Annotated in this window: 16 protein-coding genes; 2 read left to right on the forward strand and 14 right to left on the reverse strand. The window is 61.7% G+C overall.

What is annotated here, in order from left to right:
* Positions 1-65: 65 nt before the first annotated feature.
* The 6 genes from HPY55_02935 to HPY55_02960 form a co-directional block, all read right to left on the reverse strand.
* Positions 66-1,142: a hypothetical protein gene (locus HPY55_02935; GenBank protein ID NPV69587.1), complete on the reverse strand. Its 1,077-nt coding sequence runs from the start codon at positions 1,140-1,142 to the stop codon at positions 66-68.
* A gap of 143 nt (positions 1,143-1,285) precedes the next feature.
* Positions 1,286-2,302 (reverse strand): LacI family DNA-binding transcriptional regulator, encoded by a 1,017-nt coding sequence (locus HPY55_02940; protein NPV69588.1) that lies wholly within the window; start codon positions 2,300-2,302, stop codon positions 1,286-1,288.
* A 186-nt stretch (positions 2,303-2,488) separates the two neighbouring features.
* A complete protein-coding gene (locus HPY55_02945; GenBank protein NPV69589.1) occupies positions 2,489-4,126 on the reverse strand; it encodes a M20/M25/M40 family metallo-hydrolase in 1,638 nt (545 codons plus the stop codon).
* Between the two features lie 569 nt (positions 4,127-4,695).
* A complete protein-coding gene (locus HPY55_02950) occupies positions 4,696-5,274 on the reverse strand; it encodes a HAMP domain-containing histidine kinase (protein ID NPV69590.1) in 579 nt (192 codons plus the stop codon).
* A 349-nt stretch (positions 5,275-5,623) separates the two neighbouring features.
* Positions 5,624-6,247, reverse strand: a complete 624-nt coding sequence (locus HPY55_02955; protein ID NPV69591.1) for a LysE family transporter — start codon at positions 6,245-6,247, stop codon at positions 5,624-5,626.
* Between the two features lie 38 nt (positions 6,248-6,285).
* The gene (locus HPY55_02960) at positions 6,286-7,161 is read right to left on the reverse strand and encodes an EamA family transporter (GenBank protein ID NPV69592.1); all 876 of its coding nucleotides are present in this window, start codon (positions 7,159-7,161) and stop codon (positions 6,286-6,288) included.
* A gap of 188 nt (positions 7,162-7,349) precedes the next feature.
* Here HPY55_02960 and HPY55_02965 point away from each other — a divergent pair, with 188 nt between their 5' ends.
* Positions 7,350-8,270, forward strand: coding sequence for a LysR family transcriptional regulator (locus tag HPY55_02965; protein NPV69593.1), 921 nt, complete (start codon positions 7,350-7,352; stop codon positions 8,268-8,270).
* A gap of 12 nt (positions 8,271-8,282) precedes the next feature.
* Here the strand turns inward: HPY55_02965 and HPY55_02970 are convergent, their stop codons facing one another.
* A complete protein-coding gene (locus HPY55_02970) occupies positions 8,283-9,977 on the reverse strand; it encodes a dihydropteroate synthase (protein NPV69594.1) in 1,695 nt (564 codons plus the stop codon).
* Between the two features lie 476 nt (positions 9,978-10,453).
* Here HPY55_02970 and HPY55_02975 point away from each other — a divergent pair, with 476 nt between their 5' ends.
* A complete protein-coding gene (locus HPY55_02975; GenBank protein ID NPV69595.1) occupies positions 10,454-12,136 on the forward strand; it encodes a hypothetical protein in 1,683 nt (560 codons plus the stop codon).
* 627 nt (positions 12,137-12,763) lie between these two features.
* On the opposite strand, the gene ald is transcribed toward HPY55_02975, so the two are convergent.
* The 7 genes from ald to HPY55_03010 form a co-directional block, all read right to left on the reverse strand.
* Positions 12,764-13,885, reverse strand: a complete 1,122-nt coding sequence (gene ald, locus HPY55_02980) for an alanine dehydrogenase (GenBank protein NPV69596.1) — start codon at positions 13,883-13,885, stop codon at positions 12,764-12,766.
* An 81-nt stretch (positions 13,886-13,966) separates the two neighbouring features.
* Positions 13,967-15,247 carry an aminotransferase class V-fold PLP-dependent enzyme gene (locus HPY55_02985; GenBank protein ID NPV69597.1) on the reverse strand — a complete coding sequence of 427 codons (1,281 nt, stop codon included), beginning with the start codon at positions 15,245-15,247 and terminating at the stop codon, positions 13,967-13,969.
* Positions 15,248-15,276: 29 nt separating this feature from the next.
* Positions 15,277-16,245: an aminopeptidase gene (locus tag HPY55_02990; GenBank protein ID NPV69598.1), complete on the reverse strand. Its 969-nt coding sequence runs from the start codon at positions 16,243-16,245 to the stop codon at positions 15,277-15,279.
* Between the two features lie 13 nt (positions 16,246-16,258).
* Entirely contained in the window at positions 16,259-16,963 is a 705-nt protein-coding gene (locus HPY55_02995) for an ABC transporter ATP-binding protein (GenBank protein NPV69599.1), read from the reverse strand.
* A complete protein-coding gene (locus HPY55_03000) occupies positions 16,950-17,678 on the reverse strand; it encodes an ABC transporter ATP-binding protein (GenBank protein ID NPV69600.1) in 729 nt (242 codons plus the stop codon). Before HPY55_03000 ends, HPY55_02995 begins: the two co-directional genes overlap by 14 nt.
* A complete protein-coding gene (locus HPY55_03005) occupies positions 17,665-18,717 on the reverse strand; it encodes a branched-chain amino acid ABC transporter permease (protein NPV69601.1) in 1,053 nt (350 codons plus the stop codon). The genes HPY55_03000 and HPY55_03005 overlap by 14 nt, the downstream gene beginning before the upstream one ends.
* A complete protein-coding gene (locus HPY55_03010) occupies positions 18,711-19,577 on the reverse strand; it encodes a branched-chain amino acid ABC transporter permease (protein NPV69602.1) in 867 nt (288 codons plus the stop codon). Before HPY55_03010 ends, HPY55_03005 begins: the two co-directional genes overlap by 7 nt.
* Positions 19,578-19,607: the final 30 nt, after the last annotated feature.

The following is a 19,607-nucleotide window of genomic DNA, read 5'->3' on the forward strand; positions in this document are numbered from 1 at the left end:
TCCTCCTTTTTGTCCGCTGTGGAACCGTCAGCACCACTGAGGCCTGCGGTTGGTATGCTCCTGCGTTACTCCAGGCCCAGGTGCTTTGCAGGCGTCTCTTTGAAGACCTTGCGGATCTCCTCTTTTGTGACCCCGTAGGCCAAGAGTAGCTTTATCATCCACCTCGTGGCGACCACGTGAGATGGGTTGAAGTTCTGGCCGTAGTCGGACCCGAACACAACGTTGTCGGCACCGCACTCTTTGACGATTCGCGCGGCATACACAGGCCCGGTCTCATGCAGCGGGAAGCATGTGGTGCCGAGGCCCGATAGCATGAGCTTGCAGCCCATCTTGGCCAGGAGCTTCATCTCCTCGAGGCTGTTCTTCGAGTGGATGTGAGCCGGGTGTATGATTTCTATCCGCTTCACTCCGCCGCTCAACGCTTCTTCGACCAGTACTCGGGTTTCCGAATGCGGGTAATGGCCGGACGCCAGGACCAGGTCATTGTCGATGACCATCTTGAAGATCTCTTTCATCGGGGGAACTACCTTTTTGCCGTCGTCGGTGAGAATCCTGACGCCGGATCCGGTCCTGTCATCGAATACGACCCTGCGGTGGTGGTACGAATCGATCATCGGCATCCATACGTATTTCATCCCCGGGAAGCCCAGACAGCGTCGGACGGCGTCGGGATTGATACCGCCGACCGATTGGTTGAGCGTCACGCCGCCGAATACCTGGACGGGGACCATGCCGTTCTGCTCGGCCCAGGAGTTGACGATCTTCTGCACGAGCGCGTTACGGGATGCGGAGGGTGTAAACCACGTCTTGATGACGATAGCACGCATCTTCGCCTTGGTCGCCTCGATAGCTATGTCGTCCTCGAGCAGCAGCCGCTCGAATGGCTCGGAACCACCGTGCGCGTGGATGTCTATGGAGCCTTCCATGAGCTCGTCCACGTCTCTCTCGGTGAACTTGATTCCCGCCAGGAACCGGGCGTACTGGATGTTCACGTACTGAACCTGTTCCCTGATAAGGTAATCCTCGACGTCCCTGCTGACCCCCTGGACGTCGGGCATAATCCACTGGCGCAACCTCTCAACCCTGTCGTCCGGGACCGTGATCTTTAAGATCTCCTGTAAATCCATGCCCTTGTCGCTCACGCCTGCAACCTACCTCCTCAACTTCCAGCACCGAACCTCGCAATCAACACGACTACCATGGCAATTACCACCTCGCCGGCACCACCTCGCAAACGTTTGCAATTTCAGATGTAGTCAGTTCTTCAATTTGGAGTGAAACTCGCTCAGGTCGTTCTCATAGCGGGGGCCGAAGTGGAGCCCCTTGCCACGAGCGTGGTGGGCACCACCACCCTCTTCTGGGGCATCTCTTGTCCGTTCATTAATCCGTGCAGCAGGTGGCCAGCCTGTAGACCCATCTCCCTCAGCGGGGTCCTCATGGTCGTGAGTGGTGGGTTCAGGAACCCCGACAGGGGGAAGTCTCCGAAGCCAACGACGGAACATTGGGTCGGGATTCGAACTCCACAGTCGGACGCGGCCTTCATGGCACCGTAGGCTATCAGGTCACTCGAGCAGACTATTGCGGTTGGGGGATTCTTGCCGCCGAACAGCGTCATCCCCCCGGAATAACCCGCCTCAGCAGTGAACTCCAGTGAGTGAACAAGCACATCATCATCGTAGTCGAGATCGAAATCAACGACGGCCTTCCGGTACCCGTCGAGCGATTTGACGCTCTTGATCGAACTGAGCGGTCCGTTGAGGAGGGCTATACGCCTGTGGCCCAGGTCGGCCAGGTGCTTCACGGCCTCGTAGATACCCCCCTCGTCGTCCGGCCGGACAAATGGGATTGGCGAAGTATCGAGGTAGCTCCCCACAAGCACCGTCGGCAGTTCGCCGCTCTCCGCTTGATATATGTACGGGTCGCCAAGACGCACCGCGAACAGTATGGTACCATCGACTACCCTGCTCTGGAACATCCTCCGGTGCTGCTTCGGTGACGAGCAAAACAGGTAGTTGTACTCGTAGTCGTCGAGTACCTCGCCGATCCCCTCCATGACCAACGCAAAGAAGGGGTTGGAGAACACGAAGAACATGCCCCTGGGGACTATCAGCGCGATGTTGCCCGTTTGTCGTTTCACAAGGCTGCGGGCGTTGAGATCCGGCCTGTAGTCCATCTCCTTCATGAGTGCCCGGACTCTGGTCCTCATTTCATCGCCGATACCCGGAACGTTATTGATTACCCTCGACACCGTGGATGGCGAGACGCCCGCCGCTTTCGCCACGTCTTTGATTGTGACGCGCATGGTTTACTCCTGTAGCAGGCTTTTTTCTTGCAAACGTTTGCAGAGTTGGATCAGTATTCGGCGGGCCATAGCGGTGTTCCTTCTGACACGCGTGGGATTGCAGAAAACAGCGGAAAGGCTCTCGGCTCGGGTACGGCCAGGAGCCCTTTCCTCTGCTAACCTACCGACTCTGCCTGGCTGCGGAAATCACTGTCCGGAGGAGACCATCAACGCCTGTGCAGCCTCGACGAATTTCGCCTTCAGCCCGAGAGCAGTCAGCGCCTCCAGCGGCACAACCGTCGTGTCCTTCACCAGTTCTACCGCCGCCGGCAGGTCCAGCCGGGCGCCATCAACGAAGGCTGCGGATGAGCCGACCTTCGCGCTGAGCGTGCGCCCTCCCAGTCTCGCCACAACGCCCCTGGTGGCAGCATCCCAGGCCACTTCCCCCTTCAGTGCCTCGACGACCGCGCGGAGCGGGACCATCAGCGTCGCGCCGGCGCGGTAGGGTGACACCGCCACCAGCAACAGCCGCCCGCCGACCTCCAGCAGGATGGGCCTCTTGGCGCCCTTGGCCAGCAGGGGCTCGCTCACGCCGTCGACACCTACCAGGCCTAGGATGTTCAGGAATATCTGCTGCGGCCCGAGCCAGGCGTCCGTCGGATCGTAATACTCGCCCGGCGAGTGCCCGCCGAAGCTCTTGCCACCGCCTCCGATGGTGATGCCGGGGACACCGAGAGCGATGGGCACGTTGGCGTCGGTGCTGCTGGGCTCCTCGAGTTCAGGTTCGACGCCAATAGCCTTCGAGGCGGCCCACGCGGCCTGGACTATCGCCTCATCCCTGGGCTGCGAACCGGCGGGCCGGTCGCCGACGAGATCGATGTTCACCGTCATCTTGTCGCTGTTCCAGCGGGCGTTCTCCTCGGAAACCGCCGACTTGACGATCCCCAGGAACTTCGCCTCGAGTTTGAGCAGTTCGGCAAGGTCGTTGGAGCGCATGTCGACCAGCATCTTGGCCTCCGCGGCAATGGAGTTGACCGAGGTGCCGCCGCTCACGGTGCCGACGGTGAACGTGGTCTTGGGCTCCTTGGGGGTCTGGAGGTCGGCGATCTTGGCGATGGCGCGGCCGAGTGCGTGGGTGGCGCTGGGCAGGCCGAACGCGCCGAAGCTGTGGCCACCCGGGCCCTTGCAGGTAATCTCGTAGCGGTGGCTGCCGGTGGCCAGGTAGCAGATGCCGTTGCCGGTTCCGTCAACCGAGACGAACCCATCGATGTTGGGGTCGTCGCGGAACAGGGCCTTCACGCCGCGAAGGTCGCCGAGGCCCTCTTCGCCGACGTCGCCGCAGAAGATGACGTCGCCGACCGTCTTGATGCCGGTCTTGTTGAATGCGCGGATGACGCTGAGTAGCGCCACCAGGCCCCTCGTGTCGTCGGCGATGCCCGGGGCGTACAGTCTGCCGTCCTTCTCCTTGACCGTGACGTCGGTGCCCTCGGGGAACACCGTATCGAGGTGGGCGCACACCAGCAGTCTCGGCCCCTTACCGGTCCCGGGCAGGATGCCGAACACGTTGCCCTCCGAATCCATCTTCACGTCCTTGAGCCCAAGAGCGGCAAGGCGCTGCATGTAGTCCCTGGCCCGGACTTCCTCTTTGAACGGAGGGGCGGGGATCTCGCATATCGTCTTCTGCTCAGCGATAGTATCATCGTGATCGGCCCTGAGGAAATCCAGGCCTTCCTTCACCTTCTGGTTGGCCACGATGGCCGCGTAAGCCGCACTGACAGCCGGCGCTACCGTGTACGGCGCCGCAGCCGGCGTGGCTAGCGCAGACGCAGCTCCCGAGAGCACCATCACTAGGACAAGTATCCACGAAACAAGAACCCGGCGTCTTAACAGCATACACCAATACCCCCTGATAAGCGTTGTCGGGGGCAGCGCGGGGCAAAGGCGGATATGGCCGGTGACCGGCCGCGGACAGCGGCTCGGACGACCCCGTTGCTGCGCAACTCCCAGGGACATCCTATACACGCGGGGGTCGAAACATGCTCCCAAGACAAAGGCATGACCCCGCCTCACGGCAGGGCCATGCCTTTAAACCGGCGCCGCTACACCGTCAGCGCCGAGTATAGCTCGTCGAATATGCTGCTTATGGTCTGGCGAACGAAGGATTCGCTGCTACGGTCGGCGCTGAGCACGTCGGCCAACGAGGTCTGGCTATTCTTTTTGTACTGCTGGATAGCCTCTGTTTCCTCCGTACTGCCCGTGTTTTCCGGCGGAGGCGGTGGAGGGGGCGGGAGCAGGCTCGACACGTCCCCGGTGTCCGCCGCGCTCTGGAGCTTGTCGGCAAGGTTTGATTCGGTCGTTGGCGGGCAACAACCGTCACTCTGATACGCATATCGGCTCGGCAGTTCTCACCCGCGTCAGGGCACAGTCAACGAATGGTAAACGGGCGGGCAAACCTTTTGGCTCTGAGTCGCTTCTCCGGGGTTGCTTCTCCGTAGCCGCGTCTCCGAAGCCGCCCCTCCGGGTTCACTTTGCCGGCAGACTGGCGTGAGTACGGCGCCACCGGAGGGGGCATTCGCGGCGCTCAGGTCGCCTCCGTGCGCCCGCAGAATGCGCTGGGCCACCGTGAGCCCCAGCCCAGTCCCGCCGGTGCGGCGGTTTCGCGAGTCTTTCCCGCGGAACAGCGGCGTGAAAACGTGCGGGAGGTCGTGCGGCTTGAAGCCTGGCCCGGAGTCGGTGACGGTGAAGGCGTATCCGTCTGTTTCCCGCCGCCACTCGACGTGAATAGTGCCGCCGGGCGGTGTATGACGCAACGCGTTGTCGAGCAGGTTCTCCACAGCCCTCGTGAGCAGGTGTTCGTCGCCCTGGAGCAGGCATGGTTCATCGGGGCCGCGTGCCGACAGCGCCACGCCTTTCCCCCCGGCAAGCAACGCGACGCTCTCGACGGCCTTCCGCAATAGACTCCCGAGATCCACGGGCTGCCGGTCAGGGGTCAACTCCAGGTATTCCATCTGGGCATAGGCGAGCAGGTCCGACACAAGCCGGTCGAGGTGGGTTGCCTTCTCCTGGCAGATGGTGATGTCTTCCGCGCCTTATCGGGTGTATCAGCCAGCCCTTTCTCCAGCCCCTCGAGGTAGCCCCGCAACGAGAAAAGCGGCGTCCGGAGGTCGTGTACGATGGCACTGATGAAGAACCGGCGTTCCTGTTCGAGCTCGGCCTGCCTCGAGATGCGCCCTTCCGCCTGACTTACGGCGCCGCCGGCGATGTTCTCCATCTGCTTGGGCGTATCCTACTCTACTTATGCGACGAGGCCATCGCCTACCGGGCCTCTGTTTCCAATGCTGGTCACATCCCCCCGATTGGCAGCGAACGGATCAGCGAATACCCCAGCCTCAAGCCGTAAAGCACTATGACTGCGCCGCACACCATGCTTATCAACCTGACCGCGCGGTCTAGCCAGCTGCGGAACGCGGACACGAGGAGCGCCAGCAAGGTGAACCATATTACCGAGGCAGAGCAGACCCCCAGCATGAAGTAATTCGAGGCCTCACCGGACAGCGAAGCGCGCATCCCCCCGAGTAGCAGCGTGCCATCGACTATCGCCTGCGGGTTAAGCCAGGTGACGACAAAGCAGTCGGCGGCGACTTTGACCAGCGAATCGCGCAGCGCCACACCACTGGAGACGGTTGCGGGCGAGCGTACCAGGCGGACCCCGATAAACGTAACCGCGACGCTGCCGGCCATCAGCAGCGCCGTCCTGAGTGCTGGCAACCTGCTGAGCACAAACCCAATCCCGAAGAAGCATGACATAGCAAGCGAGATGTCAAATAACACGGTCATCAGCGCGACCAGCAGCGCCTTCGACCGGCCCTGCCGGATCGACGTGTTAATTACGTAGAGGTTCTGTGTTCCGATGGGCGCAACATAGGCAAACCCAAGGATCAGTCCTTGTAACAGGTACTTCAGCATTTGTTAACGAGACCTCCGGTCAGGACCATTCGCCACCGTTAGTCACGCCCGCTTCGATTCACCGCCCTGCCCCTCAAGTTCACCAGGACGACGCCGGCCAACACCAGTACGCCGCCCGCGACGGACACAATAGTCGGAACCTCACCGAGCCACAGCCAGGCGATTAGCATGGCAACAGGCGGAACCAGGTAGAGAAGGCTGCCGGCCGTCGCAGCAGGGAGATGCGCGAGCACGTTGGACCATGCGACGTAGCCCAGTGCGCCTGGCACGAGGCCCAGATAGACGACTGCCGCGGTCGAACCCAGCGAAGCAGCACTCAGGCTGCCGAGGAGTCCCGGGGCAAAGGGCAGCAGGAAAACAGTGCCACTCCATATAGCGTAGGTGGTGCACTGAAGTGCGCTGTATCGCGAGAGGAAGGCCTTCTGGCCGAGCGAGTACAGGCTCTGCGCGACGGCAGCGGAAAGCACGACGAGGGCGCGTGGCTCGATTCGCAGGCCCGACCCCTTCCCTACCGAAATGACGGCGACGCCAGCGAGGCTCAGCGCAATGCCGGCCCAGCCCCATGGGCGAAGCCGCTCCCCGAGAAACACCGAGGCCACCAGGGCCAGCCAGGCCGGGGCCGAGGCGACGAGGAGACTCGCGGTCGCCGCCGGCACAGTGGTCTGGCCGTAGCCCAGTGCCACGTTGTAGAAGGCGATGCCGACCAGGCCCGTCAGTGCGAGGCCCGGGACGTCACGGCGGTCCGGCAGCGGCATGCGGGTGGCCACGGTGTACACCGCGAGCGTCGCCGAAGCCACGGCGTAACGCAGGAGCGCTAGATGAGCGGGTGAATATGCCTGCAGCCCCGCCCTTATCCCTGCAAACGCCGAGGCCCAGGACACTACGGTCACGCCGGCCGACACGAGTACTGCCATCCCTGGCGCCATCCCCGGCGCCGCTCCGGCGCGCACCGGTTTCTGGGGTGTCGCTGTAGCACGAGCCTGCTGCATATCCGCACTTCCTCCCACATTCCCTGTCGTCCTGAGTGTACGCTCGTGCTACAATTCATTCAAGCGAATATTTCTGATAGCATCCATCGTTGCAGCCGATGGGAGTGGTCGGTGTGGATGTTCGAGAGCTGAAGACGTTTCGAATGGTGGCCTCGACCCTCAACTTTACCCAGGCTGCGGCAGCGCTGGGTTACGTCCAGTCGAGCGTCACCGCGCACATTCAGGCACTGGAGGAAGAACTGGGGGTACGCCTGTTCGACCGGCTGGGGAAGCGGGTGGCCCTCACGGGAGCGGGGGAACGCCTGCTCAAGTACGCGGACCGCGTACTGGCGCTGATGGAGGAGGCTAGGACCGCGGTGAGCGGAGAGGGCGACCCCGCCGGGTCTCTGGTGATCAGCGCTCCGGAGACGCTCTGCACGTATCGCCTGCCGTCCATCCTCCACAGGTTCCGGCAGAGGTTCCCCCAGGTTCGCATATCGTTTCGCCCCGCCCCATGCGCCAACCTGCGCCGGCTCGTCGGAGAGGGCATGCTGGACCTGGCATTCGTCCTCGAGGAGTCGTTCGAATCAGTCAGCCTTACAGTCGAGCGGCTTGTGGTAGAGCCGGTCGACCTCATCGTCCCGCCGGGGCACCGGCTGGCATCGTTGCAGGAGGTCCGTGCAGCCGACCTCGAGGGTGAGCCTGTGTTGCTTACCGAATTGGGCTGCGCCTACCGCAACCAGTTCGAGCGGGCTCTCATCGCCAGCGGGGTGTACCCGTCCGAAGCACTGGAGTTCAGCAGCGTCGAGGCGATCAAGCAATGCGTGATCGCGGGGATCGGCGTGGCGGTACTGCCGGCCGTCACGGTTGCGGCCGAGATCTCCGCAGGGCAGCTCGTGGCGCTCAGGTGGGCCGACCATCCGATCGAGGTTGTGACACAGATGATATGGCACAAGGACAAGTGGATATCCCCCGCGCTGCGCGCGTTCGTCGGCGTGGTGCACGAGGTGCTCGCTGCGCCAGCCGAGCCTTGCGCGAACGCACATCAGGGGTGATTGAGACGCGGTTCAGGCAGTCTTCGTGGGTTTCACAGCGGACATAACCCGCTCATCCAGCGGGTCTGCCAGGACAATGTCCAGCCCCGCGGCGACAGCCGCGGCGGTGAGCTCGGGATCCAGGGCATTGCGCGCCGCGCCGCGCCCGTTGCCCGCCACACCGAGGCACGTCCGGCAACCGAGCTTCCCGTGAATGGCCTCGATCGCACCGGCGATCTGCTCAGCCGCCGACTGCCCCGCACCGCCCGCCAGGACCGGCTCAATCACGACATCCCACCGCGGGATCCCGTGTGATCCGGCGATTGTCACCAGACGCCGCGCTGCTTCCACGCAACCCTCGACTGACGACGGCACGCCGTCGTCCGCGACCGTCAGCCCTACCGCCGCCCCGTAACGCCTGGCCACACGGAGGATGGCCTCAGCGCTGCCTTTCTCAAGGGTGAACGAACTGACCAGCGCCTTTCCGACGAAAGCCTTGAGACCAGCGTCCAGAGCGGCTACCGAGGTTGAGCCAATGCACACGGGCACGCGACAACTCTGCTGCACCGCCTGCACGGCCTTAACCAGAGCCGCCGCCTCGTCCGGGCCAGGGCCGGCACCCGAACCCCCGACGCTGACGAACAGCGCCTGCGCCCCCGCTCTGACCTGCTCTCTGGCCTCTTTCCTGACCAGCGAGAAGACGCCGGCTTTCATCTCCCCGGCGAGCTGACCACTTGCACTTGCGTCGATCCGGCTGCCGAATACGACCGGCCGGTTCTCGGGCCCTATGAAGAGCGGCTGCGTGCGCGAAGCCAAGCCGAGGGTCTCCCCCAGCGGTCCGGCGCCCTGGCGGGGCTTCAACCCTGCTACGGCCGCGCACAGCCGGCGGATGTGCTCGGGCGTCGTCCCACAGCAACCGCCGACGATGGACGCCCCCGCGGCCACCATCTTCGGCCCATACGACGCAAACTCCTCGGGTCCCATGGGGAACTTCGTCGAGCCGTCGGGTTGGAGCTGCGGCATCCCCGCATTCGGCTGCACCGAAACGGGAACGCGCGCCACTGAGGCCATTTTCTCCACGGCGGGGACGAGCAGCTCGGGCCCCGTCGAGCAGTTGAAGCCAATGACATCTGCGCCCATTGACTGCAGCACCAGCCCGGCAGTGACGGGGTCGGTCCCGGTGAACGTCCGCCCGCTCGGGTCCATCGTCATCTGGGCGATTATCCGTATGCCCGGAGCATGGTCCTTGCACGCGAGAATGGCGGCTCTCATCTCGTTCAGGTCGCCGATTGTCTCGATAATTATGAAGTCGGGAGGAGAATCGCGAAGCGCCTTCGCCTGCGCCGTGAATTCCTCGTACGCCCTGTCGAACGCGAAATCCCCCATCGGTTCCAGCATCACTCCGAGGGGTCCCATCGAGGCCGCTACCAGCGCACGATCGCCTGCAGCCTTCCTGGCGTTGTCGACCGCCGCCTTGTTGACCTCTCTGACCTTTTCCCCCAACCCGTAGTGTGAAAGGCGAATGGGCGTCGCGCCGAGGGTGTTGGTCTCAACCATCTGCGCTCCGGCCTCAACGTATTGCCGGTGGACCCATTGCACGACGTCGGGGCGCTCGAGGTTCCAGGCCTCGGGGCACTGCCCCGCCGGAAGCCCGCGGGAGTGGATCATCGTGCCGGTGGCTCCGTCGCATACGAGGACTACTTTACCAATGAGGTCGATAAGACTCATGCGTTCCACCCCCGGCTCAAGCTCGGGCAGGATTAGACGACGCGCAGGCCTCGGCCGTCCGGCCCCGTTTCACTGAATTATACTGGGGGCATCCGCCAATTTCAAGCACGCGCCCGCCGGCGCGCCAGTCGGCAACTCCTCACGCTGCCGCACAGCGAACGGTCACTTGCCGGTGCTGTCACATTGATACCCCCGCTCTGTTTTGTCGCCTATACCTGGTAATATGAGTAGCTCATATTCCTGCGGGCCAGGACTTGGCAAGGTGTTTCAGGGTGTTTCTTGGTGAGTACGTCGGCTGCACCCCTTCGTGCTGCAGGAGATTCAGCACCCCAAGTAGTAATTATTGTTAATGGTGTCAACTCGGCGCCAACCCGGTACCCTCCAGGAGACTATGGAGATGCGGGGGTCAAGGGTTGTTGGTTGTCCCATTTGCGTCCCCGGCTCCATGTTCCGAATATTCTCCAGGGGGTGTGATTATGGGCAGCTTCTTTTCCCGCCGCGCTGTTTCAGCGCGCCCCGCTCCAGGCCCTGTCCCGCTTGAGCCGGTTCCGGCATCCCAACCGACGGCAGCCCCTGCTGAGACGCCCGAGACTCCTGCCACCCCGGTCGAGGCTGAGCAGGTCCGGAGCGAGTCGGCCGCCGTGGCCGAAAGCCTGCAGCAGGTGATCGGCGGTCTTGAGGCGGTCGTCGCCCGGACCAGCATGGGCAGCGCCCGCAACGCCCTACGCCTCAAGGCCCTGGCCAGCCGAATCCAGGATTCCTACGCGGGCATGCGCCAGATTTCCGAAGCCGCCAAGCAGATCCAGCAGGGGATTCAGGTCGTGGCCTCCTCCGCCGGCGACGCGGCCCAGGTGGCCAAGAAGGTGCAGGAGGAGAGTGAGTCCGGCCACGATTGCGGCCGGCAGGCTGAGGAAGCGACCCGCACCGTGCAGCGCCAGATCCACGACATGACGGTCCGGCTGGAAACGCTTGTGGAGCAGGTCCGGGACGTCACCCGGGTGACCGGGATTCTGAACGAGATCACGGCGCAGACCCGCCTGCTCGCCCTGAATGCCGCGATTGAGGCGGCCCGGGCGGGTGACCACGGACGGGGCTTCGCCGTCGTAGCCAACGAGGTGCGGGCGCTGGCCGACAAGGCCGCCACGCAGACCAAGGAGATTGACGCCCTGGTGCGGGAGATTACGAGCCAGCTGGCGCCCGTCCAGGCGTCCGTGACCCAGAGCCGGGACCTGGCCGATATGGCCACACGGCATGCGGCGGAGGCCAGCCAGTCCCTGGAAGCGATTCGGTCCCTGGCGTCCCAGTCGGCAATGCACATGGAGCAGGTAGCAGCCGCCGTGGAGGAGCAGACCGCCCTCATGGAGTCGCTGCACGCGTCGGCCCGGCAAGCGACGGAAGGGCTCGACGGCGTGCAGCAGGAGGCGGGCCACATCTCCCAGGCGACGGTGCACGTGTCGCAGGTGTCGGAGGAGGCGTACCAGTACCTGGGCCGGTTCGACGCCAACACGACGTTCCACCGGGTGCTAAAGGAGATCCGGCGGCTGGCCGTGGACGGCCGGCGGGTGCTGGAGCAGGTGATCGACCAGGGGAAGGTCACGCTGGATGACGTGCTGCGCCTGCAATACACCGAGATCACGGGACCGGCGATCCGGTCGCTGGCCCGGCTCTTCGACGTCAGCCGCGTCCCCCCGAGTGGCTTCACGCCGCCGAAGTACAGCACCGCGTACGACAGCCTGGTGGACGAGCGCATCCAGGACCTGCTGGACGCCGCCCTGGAGCGGGAGAGGGCGATCGACACCGCAACCATCATCGACCTGAACGGGTACATCCCGGCCCATCCGCGCAAGTTCTGCAAGGATTGGACAGGCATTCCCGAACAGGACCTGGTCAGAAACCGCATGAAGAGGATCTACCTGGGGGCGTCGCTGCGAGGCGCACGGGTGGCCATTCCGAACGCCGAACGGCTGCCGGAGCGGGTCACCCGTGAAGACCTGGTGCGCGCCGGCATCGACCTGCGGGAGCGCGCGGCGGTCGCCGGGGAATTCCTGGTGCAGGCTTACGCCCGCGATACAGGCGAAGTCGTGTTTCTGGTTACGGTGCCCGTGTTCGTCAAGGGGTATCGCTTCGGGGCCGCCACCGGTACCTGGCGGGTCGAGTAGCCCGCCGCTTACCTGCCCACCTGGCAAGGTCGTGCCTGAAGAGTCATACTGGCTCTTCCCTGGTACTATACTATCCGGACAAGATTGAGATAGGCGATGGTTGCGGGTTTGAATACGGTTTTTTCGATCCGCCTCGTAATGGAGGAATTTTCTGACCCGCTCGAAGGTCAGATCCTGGGAGGAGAGGCGGGTGATTTTACGCCGCATATCAGATGAGACAAATTGGAGGGAAAGCCGAATAGCGTCTCGATAGCTCCTTATCGACGCCGGACGCAACCCCTTTTGGGCCACAAGAAAGTCTACGAAAAAGGAGTAAGTGATGCGACCCAGATTCTCATCGTTCATGGCGACACCTCCTTTGACGAAGCTTCGCTGACCGGGGAATCCAGCTGAGCATGCGCGAAGCCAGCCCGAAGGTCTTGCCGAGGGGACAGGCTTCTTGCCGTGGCTTCATACCCTCAACCGACCCGTCGCCATAGCCGCCGTCCCCGGCTGCAGTCCGCGAGCTCGACTCCCACCTCCAAGACACCGCCCATGCCGGGCGTACAATGCAGAGGCCCCCTCCGGGGGGCCTCGTATGAACGGACCTGTGAGCGGGCCTCCGCTCATGGAGAACCCGCATCTGTGCTACATGCCCACGACCTCGGAAAGAGGCGTGTATGGGAGACTATGCGCCTCCGCCACGGCCCTGTACGTCACGGTGCCGCTTATCACGTTAACGCCGAGCGCGAGCGCTCTATCTTCCTTTATTGTCGCGATGTAGCCCTTGTTGGCCAGTTTCAGCGCATACGGCATAGTCGCGTTGGTCAGTGCGAACGTGGACGTCCTCGGTACCGCCCCGGGCATGTTCGCAACGGAGTAGTGAACCACGCCGTGCTTGACGTAGGTTGGGCTAGAATGGGTCGTTACCCTGTCGATGGTCTCGACCGAACCACCCTGGTCGATGGCTACGTCTACGATGACCGACCCGGGCCGCATCGCCCTCACCATGTCCTCGGTGACAAGGCGCGGTGCCCTCGCACCCGGCACGAGCACCGCCCCAATGAGCAGGTCGGCATCCTTCACCGACTCCGAAATATTGAACGAGTTCGACATGAGCGTAATCACATGCCCGCCGAAGATGTCGTCCAGGTACCTGAGCCTTTCAACGTTTAGGTCGAGGATGGTCACGGTGGCGCCCATCCCTACGGCCACCTTGGCCGCGGCGGTGCCGACCGTGCCCCCGCCGATGATGGTCACACTCGCGGGCGGAACCCCAGCCACGCCGCCAAGCAGGATCCCCCTGCCCCCGTTCCGCTTCTCGAGCAGGTGAGCCCCTATCTGAGTCGCCATCTTCCCAGCAACCTCGCTCATCGGCGTCAGGAGCGGAAGCGTGCCGTCTTTCTTCTGCACCGTCTCGTAAGCAATCGCCACAACCTTGTTCCTCACAAGCGCCTTCGTCAGCTCGGGCTCAGGAGCCAGATGCAGGTATGTGAACAGCACCTTGCCCGGAGTAAGCAGGTCGTACTCGGGAGGAAGGGGTTCCTTTACCTTGAGGATCATGTCTGCGATAGCGAAGACGTCCGTAGCCCTGTCCAGGATCCTGGCGCCAGCTGCCTCGTATTCCCCATCAGAGATGCCGCTGCCGAACCCCGCGTCTTTCTCGATGTAGACTTCGTGTCCGAACTTGACGAAGCTTGTCACGCCTGCCGGCGTGATGGCGACGCGGTTCTCGTCTGCCTTTATCTCCCGCGGAACGCCGATTCTCATCTGTAGCGCACCACCTCCAGAGGGTAGTCCTGGATGGACCGATCAAAGGGGCTGAATGCGTACCCCCGTCATCAGCATACACTATAGACTCTCGCAAACCTCCTCGGTAGTCAGGAGGAACGAGTCGACTTCTTCTGGAGAAGTGTAGTGGCACGCCGACAGGCGGACAACGGCCTCTGTGCCCAGCACGCTCAGCACGTGCCTCGAGTAAGCGTCGGACCACCTTGCGGAGATCGCGATACCCTTTTCGACGAAGGCCTTTACGACTTTTTCCGTAGCCACACCACGGATGTTGAAGGGAATCAAGCAGGCACGTCTGGCTATTGGCTCTTTCAGGCAATACAAGGTCACGCGGTCTATTCTGCGGAGTCCGCGGGTCTTTGACGAGCCTTCGAGTAGCCGGTCCAGCAGCGCCATTTCATGCGCCTCAATTGCCGTCATGGCAGCCAGGACCTGTTGCCTCCTGTCCTTTGAACTGGTGAAGTGACGTCCAAGCCAGCAGAAGTAGTCTACCGTGGTTGACCAGGCGGCGTAGTCGGCGTGGTCCACGCTGCCAATAACCCAATCATTGGCCTTCTTACCTCGCAGTTTGTCATGGGGGATCACCGAGAACCTGTCGGAGAGCCACGCGAACGCAATCCCCTTCTTGCAGTTGGCCTTGTATGGCCCAATGACATAGACGTCCGGTTGGATCTCCTCGACGTCGATAGGAGCGTGCGGAGCATACTGTACCCCGTCAATAATGACGCAGAGATCGTCTTTGATGCGCCTGGCTTCCCTTACGATTGTGGCTGCATCCATGTAGGCTCCCGTGACATTGGCCCCGTGAAGGAAGACCAGAACCGAGGTGTCCTTGTCGACCAGGTCCAGGATGGACTCCGGCGTGACGACTCCAGTAGCTGGGTCAAACGGCGCAACCCGCCATTCCTTATGGAACGTCTGTGCTGCCAGCCATGTTGAATCGTACACCGACGGGTGTTCGGCTCCAGTGGTAACGATGTTGGTGCCCGGGAAATGGGCAGCTGCCGCTGTGACAAACCGGAAAATGGCTCGAGTCGCAGTCTGGTCGGGGACGACCACTCCCGATTTGGCCCCGATAAACACACGGACATCGTCCTCGCCTCGTTCCATGACCTCGCCCGCGTGTTTCGAACCCTGGCTAGGTCGGGCCAACTGGTCTGGAAGTGCGACCTCCTGTTGTACGACGTCGACTACCTGTTTCAGCCTCAGCGAACCGGACGCGGAGTCGAAGAAAATGCGCCTTCCCGCGTACGGACACGCGTCTACATACAAAAATTTGGACCGGATCTCCTTCATGAGTGACTCGGGGAACAATCGTCCCCGGGACCCTGAACCTTGCACGATGGACTCCCCCTTTTCCCCAACCTTACCTATACCAGATGGCCATCACGTATTAGAGTGACACCATCGAGATATACTGTTGGTTTCTTGACCACGCAATCGGTATGCATTACCGTCCGGATCCGGCCGCCAATGGTGCTGTTGGACCCGAACCCGATGTGTATGGTTCCGAACACGCCCTCATCCTCGAGCATGCACCCGATAAACCTGGCTTCGGGGTTAAGCCCGATCCCGAATTCGCCCACTGCGAAAACGTTCCGGTCTACCGTGCTGTCCAGTAGGGCCTTGAGGGACTCGGCCTCTCCGCCTCCCTCAATGTTGACTATGTATCCTTCCCGGACCGTCAGGGTTACCGGTTCTCGTACAACGCCCACTTCAGGAACTGGAATGCTGCCGTCGACCACGAGTACACCTTCCGCAGTGCCTTCGACGGGCGCGATGTGTGCTTCTATATCCGGGGGCGAACCAAAACTACCCCGTTCAGTGCAAATAGCGGATTGGTCGCGGCCCTCTCTTCCGTCGAGGCAGAGGGTCAGGTCGGTCCCCTTTTCGGTGGTAATCCTGGCGCATCTCGCTGTAGTCAAGGTCTGCGCTACCTTCAATACGACCTCCCGCTGCTGAACGAAATCGGCAAGCAGGCCCCCACGCACGAGCATGTCCTCGCAGTAATCCGGCATGCTGACGAACCTGCCCCCAGACTTGCACACGGCAAGTCTGGCCTGGGAGTGTGACATTGAATACGTCGTGGGAGCGAAGACGACGTTCGCGTTAAGTATTGCGTCGGCCACAGACTGGGGTGGCTCCTGGCCATGGGACTGCCGTGGCAGCATTACCAGCACTATGGGGTCGAGGCCGCGCTCGACGAGGAGCGACACAAGCACCTCGGCAATAAGCACCTTATTGGTGTCCGTCACCACCACTACCCGCTCTCCCGGCCTCACCCCCGCGCAAACATCGACGAGCGTTCTTGCCCCCTTGACCATTTCCACGTGTCTCACCAGTACGTCACTCCTATAGCCCTAGATAGACTCTTCTGATGAAGTCACTCGCCAGCAGCTCACGGCCGGTTCCCTGGGCGACGATCTTCCCCGTCTGCAGTACAAACCCCCGGTGAGCGAGCTTCAGTGCCTCCTTGACGTTCTGTTCTACCAGTAACACCGTCACGCCGGCCTCGTTTATCCGTTTGACAAATTGAAGTACCTCGGACGCAAGCTTCGGCATCAGTCCAAGCGAAGGCTCATCGAGCATGAGTAATCGGGGTCCTGACATGAGGGCTCGTGCGATCGCCACCATCTGTTGCTCGCCACCGCTTAACGTTTCGGCCCTCTGTCTCGACCTTTCTTTGAGGCGCGGGAAGAGCTCGTAGACCTGCTGTAGACTCTCGGTAATCTGGGCTCTGTCGCGACGCGTGTAGGCTCCCACTATCAGGTTGTCGAGCACCGAGAGCTTGCCGAACAGATGGCGGCCTTCAGGCACGTACGCTATTCCCAGCCTGACTATCCTGTGGGCCTTCAGGCCCCCTATGGACTGGTCCTGGTAACGCACACTCCCCGTCCATGGGCTGAGCAGCCCCGCTACAGTCTTGAGAGTCGTAGTCTTGCCGGCGCCATTTGACCCGACGATTGCCACGATCTCCCCGGAATCCACCCCGAAAGAGACGTCGTATATGGCCGGCATGATCCCGTAGCCGGTCTGGAGGTTCTCAACCCTCAACATCGTCCGACTCCCCTAGGTATGCCTTGATAACAGTCTCGTCCCTCACGACTGCCGCCGGTGGACCCTCCGCGATCTTCTCGCCCGACTGGAGTACGATAACGCGGTTGGAAATGGGCATGACAACGTCCATGACATGCTCGATCATCAGCACCGAGACCCCCATTGAGTTGATGCTGCGGACGAGGGCCACGGCGTCTTTCCTCTCGGCCTCGGTAAGACCAGCCATTGCCTCATCCAGGAGCAGAAGTCTCGGCCGGGTCGCAAGGGCGCGCGCCACCTGCAAGCGCTTTTTCTGCGCTACGTTGAGGGAACCGGCGTACATCCCTTGCTTATCGATCAACGACGTCATGCTGAGGGCCGTCACAGCCTCCCTCTCGGCGGTAGGCGGGTCGTTCGTCCGGCAGAACGCGCCAACCATGACGTTCTCCAGGACTGTCATATTGGCCAGGATCTGCGGTATCTGGAACGTCCTACCCACACCCAGGCGACACACGTAATTGGGCGGCCTGTTTGAGATATCCACTCCACCGAACCGGACCCTGCCCGCGTCGAGCTTGTAGAAGCCGTTGATGCAGTTGAACAGGGTCGTCTTACCAGCGCCGTTAGGTCCGATAATCCCGACGATCTCCCCTTGCTCAACGCTGAAGGTGACGCCTTTGTTGGCCCACAGACCCCCGAAACGCTTTGTCAACCCTTCGACTTCAAGCAGACTCATTGGCCGGCACGCCCCCGCTCATCCGTCGATTGCTCCTGTCAAACAGGCCCATAATCCCTTTCGGCTGGTATGCAGCTACAAGTACGATCAGCACTCCGTAGACTATGAGATCGACTCCCCTGCCGCCGCCTCCCAACCACACACGACTGTACTCGGCCAGGAAAACCAGTAATGCCGACCCGATCAACGGGCCCCAGAGTGTGCTTTCACCGCCTAGTATGGTTACAAGGCATATTTTGGTAGATATGCCCGTGGCCATCACGACGTACGGGTCGATGTAGAGGAGGTACTGCGCGTAGAAGCTGCCACAAACACTCGTTATGACCGCACTGACTGCCAGGGCTAGCACCTTGTACTTGAAGGTGTCGACTCCCAGGCTCTCGGCAGCGTCGTGGCTTTCCTTGATCGTTCTGAAGTAGAAGCCAATCTTGGACCGTTTCAGTCTTGCCACAAGGAGCGTCGCAGCTATGAATATTGCCAGGATGATGTAGTAATAAGGCAGCTTACTGCTGTGAAACTGCATGTTCAAAAGCGGATTTCCCTTGCTCAGCGGGACTTCCAGGCCCACGGCTCCACCAAACGCCTTGAGATTGAGGAAGATGATCCTGGCAGTCTCGCCAAGGGCTATCGTAGCTATGGCGAAGTAGAACCCCCGTAGCCTGAAAAACGGATACCCTATTGCAAGGGATACCAGGGCCGAGACAACGGCTCCGAGCAGCATCCCCACCCAGGGGCTCAGGCCCCACAGGATAAACGACTTCGTGGACGTATATGCTCCAAGCCCGAAGTACACGGCGTGACCCAGGGAGACCTGGCCAGTCAGCCCGCCAATGATGTTCCACGCGTGTCCCAGCACAGCGTATACCAGGACCATTATCAGAACATGTCTGGGAAACGGCTGTACAACAACAAGCGGCGCAACAAGCCCAACTGCAATCAAGATGACGAGGGCAGCCCTTGAGGTCGCAATGCCGCCTGGACGTGTGCCGGGCACGGCCATCATGTTCACCTCTGCTCTGTCTTGTCTGCCTGTTACCATCCGAACAGTCCCTTTGGCTTGAATATGGCAATGCCCAGATAGATTGAGAAAACCACAAGGTACTTGAGTGCGGTACTCAGATAGAAGCCGGAGATCCCATCCGCCAGACCGATTACTATACCGCCGAGGAAGGCCCCCGGGATGCTCCCGAATCCGCCCATTGCCACCGCAACAAAGGCGAACAGGTTGAAAACGGAGCCTACCCCGGGGAAGATGTAGTAGTAGTAAGACAGGGCCGCCCCCGCCGCACCGGCGCAGGCGGCCGCAATACCGAACGCCAGGGAGTAGATCAACTCGGGATCGATCCCCACGAGGGACGCGGCCTCCCTGTCCATGGCCGTAGCTTGCACCGCTTTGCCGAGCCTCGTGCCGTTCAAAAAGAAGTAAATCAGCACCGCAAGCACGACGCTCGTGGCGGCAGGAACAAGCTTCACCTTACTCACGATCAGGCCTCCGACATTCACTGAGCCTGAGATGGCAGCATTTGTCACCATGCGGTAATCGGCACCCCACAGGAACAGTGCGAGGTTGGTCAGTACTATGCTAAGCCCGAAGGTGAGCAGGATCTGCGCTATCAGCGGCGCCTTCAGAACGCGCCTCACGAGAAGCTTGTAGATGACTACCCCTATGACAAACAGGACTATCATACTGATCGGGAGGGAGACGAGGGGGTCGAACCCTCTGAAGGCGTTCATCCAGTAGGCTACGTACATGCCTATCATGAGGAACTCCCCCTGTGCGAAGTTGACGAGGTCCATGACCCCCCGCACAAGCGCTATACCCATGGCTACCAGCGATATTACCGATCCCACCAGCAGCCCTTCCAGGATTGTCTGGGCAAATGCCTGTACTCCCGACATACTAAGACCTCCAGACAGAGCACACGGCTA

The sequence above is a fragment of the Bacillota bacterium genome, assembly GCA_013178305.1.
In the GTDB taxonomy this organism is placed as follows: domain Bacteria; phylum Bacillota; class Sulfobacillia; order JABLXB01; family JABLXB01; genus JABLXB01.

Coding starts and splice junctions, on each gene's coding strand:
- HPY55_02940 (NPV69588.1), bottom strand. CDS start 2,302: ATGCGCGTCACAATCAAAGACGTGGCGAAAGCGGCGGGCGTCTCGCCA.
- HPY55_02970 (NPV69594.1), bottom strand. CDS start 9,977: ATGAGTCTTATCGACCTCATTGGTAAAGTAGTCCTCGTATGCGACGGA.
- HPY55_02975 (NPV69595.1), top strand. CDS start 10,454: ATGGGCAGCTTCTTTTCCCGCCGCGCTGTTTCAGCGCGCCCCGCTCCA.
- HPY55_03005 (NPV69601.1), bottom strand. CDS start 18,717: ATGGTAACAGGCAGACAAGACAGAGCAGAGGTGAACATGATGGCCGTG.
- ald (NPV69596.1), bottom strand. CDS start 13,885: ATGAGAATCGGCGTTCCGCGGGAGATAAAGGCAGACGAGAACCGCGTC.
- HPY55_02995 (NPV69599.1), bottom strand. CDS start 16,963: ATGTTGAGGGTTGAGAACCTCCAGACCGGCTACGGGATCATGCCGGCC.
- HPY55_03010 (NPV69602.1), bottom strand. CDS start 19,577: ATGTCGGGAGTACAGGCATTTGCCCAGACAATCCTGGAAGGGCTGCTG.
- HPY55_02945 (NPV69589.1), bottom strand. CDS start 4,126: ATGGTGCTCTCGGGAGCTGCGTCTGCGCTAGCCACGCCGGCTGCGGCG.
- HPY55_02955 (NPV69591.1), bottom strand. CDS start 6,247: ATGCTGAAGTACCTGTTACAAGGACTGATCCTTGGGTTTGCCTATGTT.
- HPY55_03000 (NPV69600.1), bottom strand. CDS start 17,678: ATGAGTCTGCTTGAAGTCGAAGGGTTGACAAAGCGTTTCGGGGGTCTG.
- HPY55_02960 (NPV69592.1), bottom strand. CDS start 7,161: ATGGCAGTACTCGTGTCGGCCGGCGTGACCGTAGTGTCCTGGGCCTCG.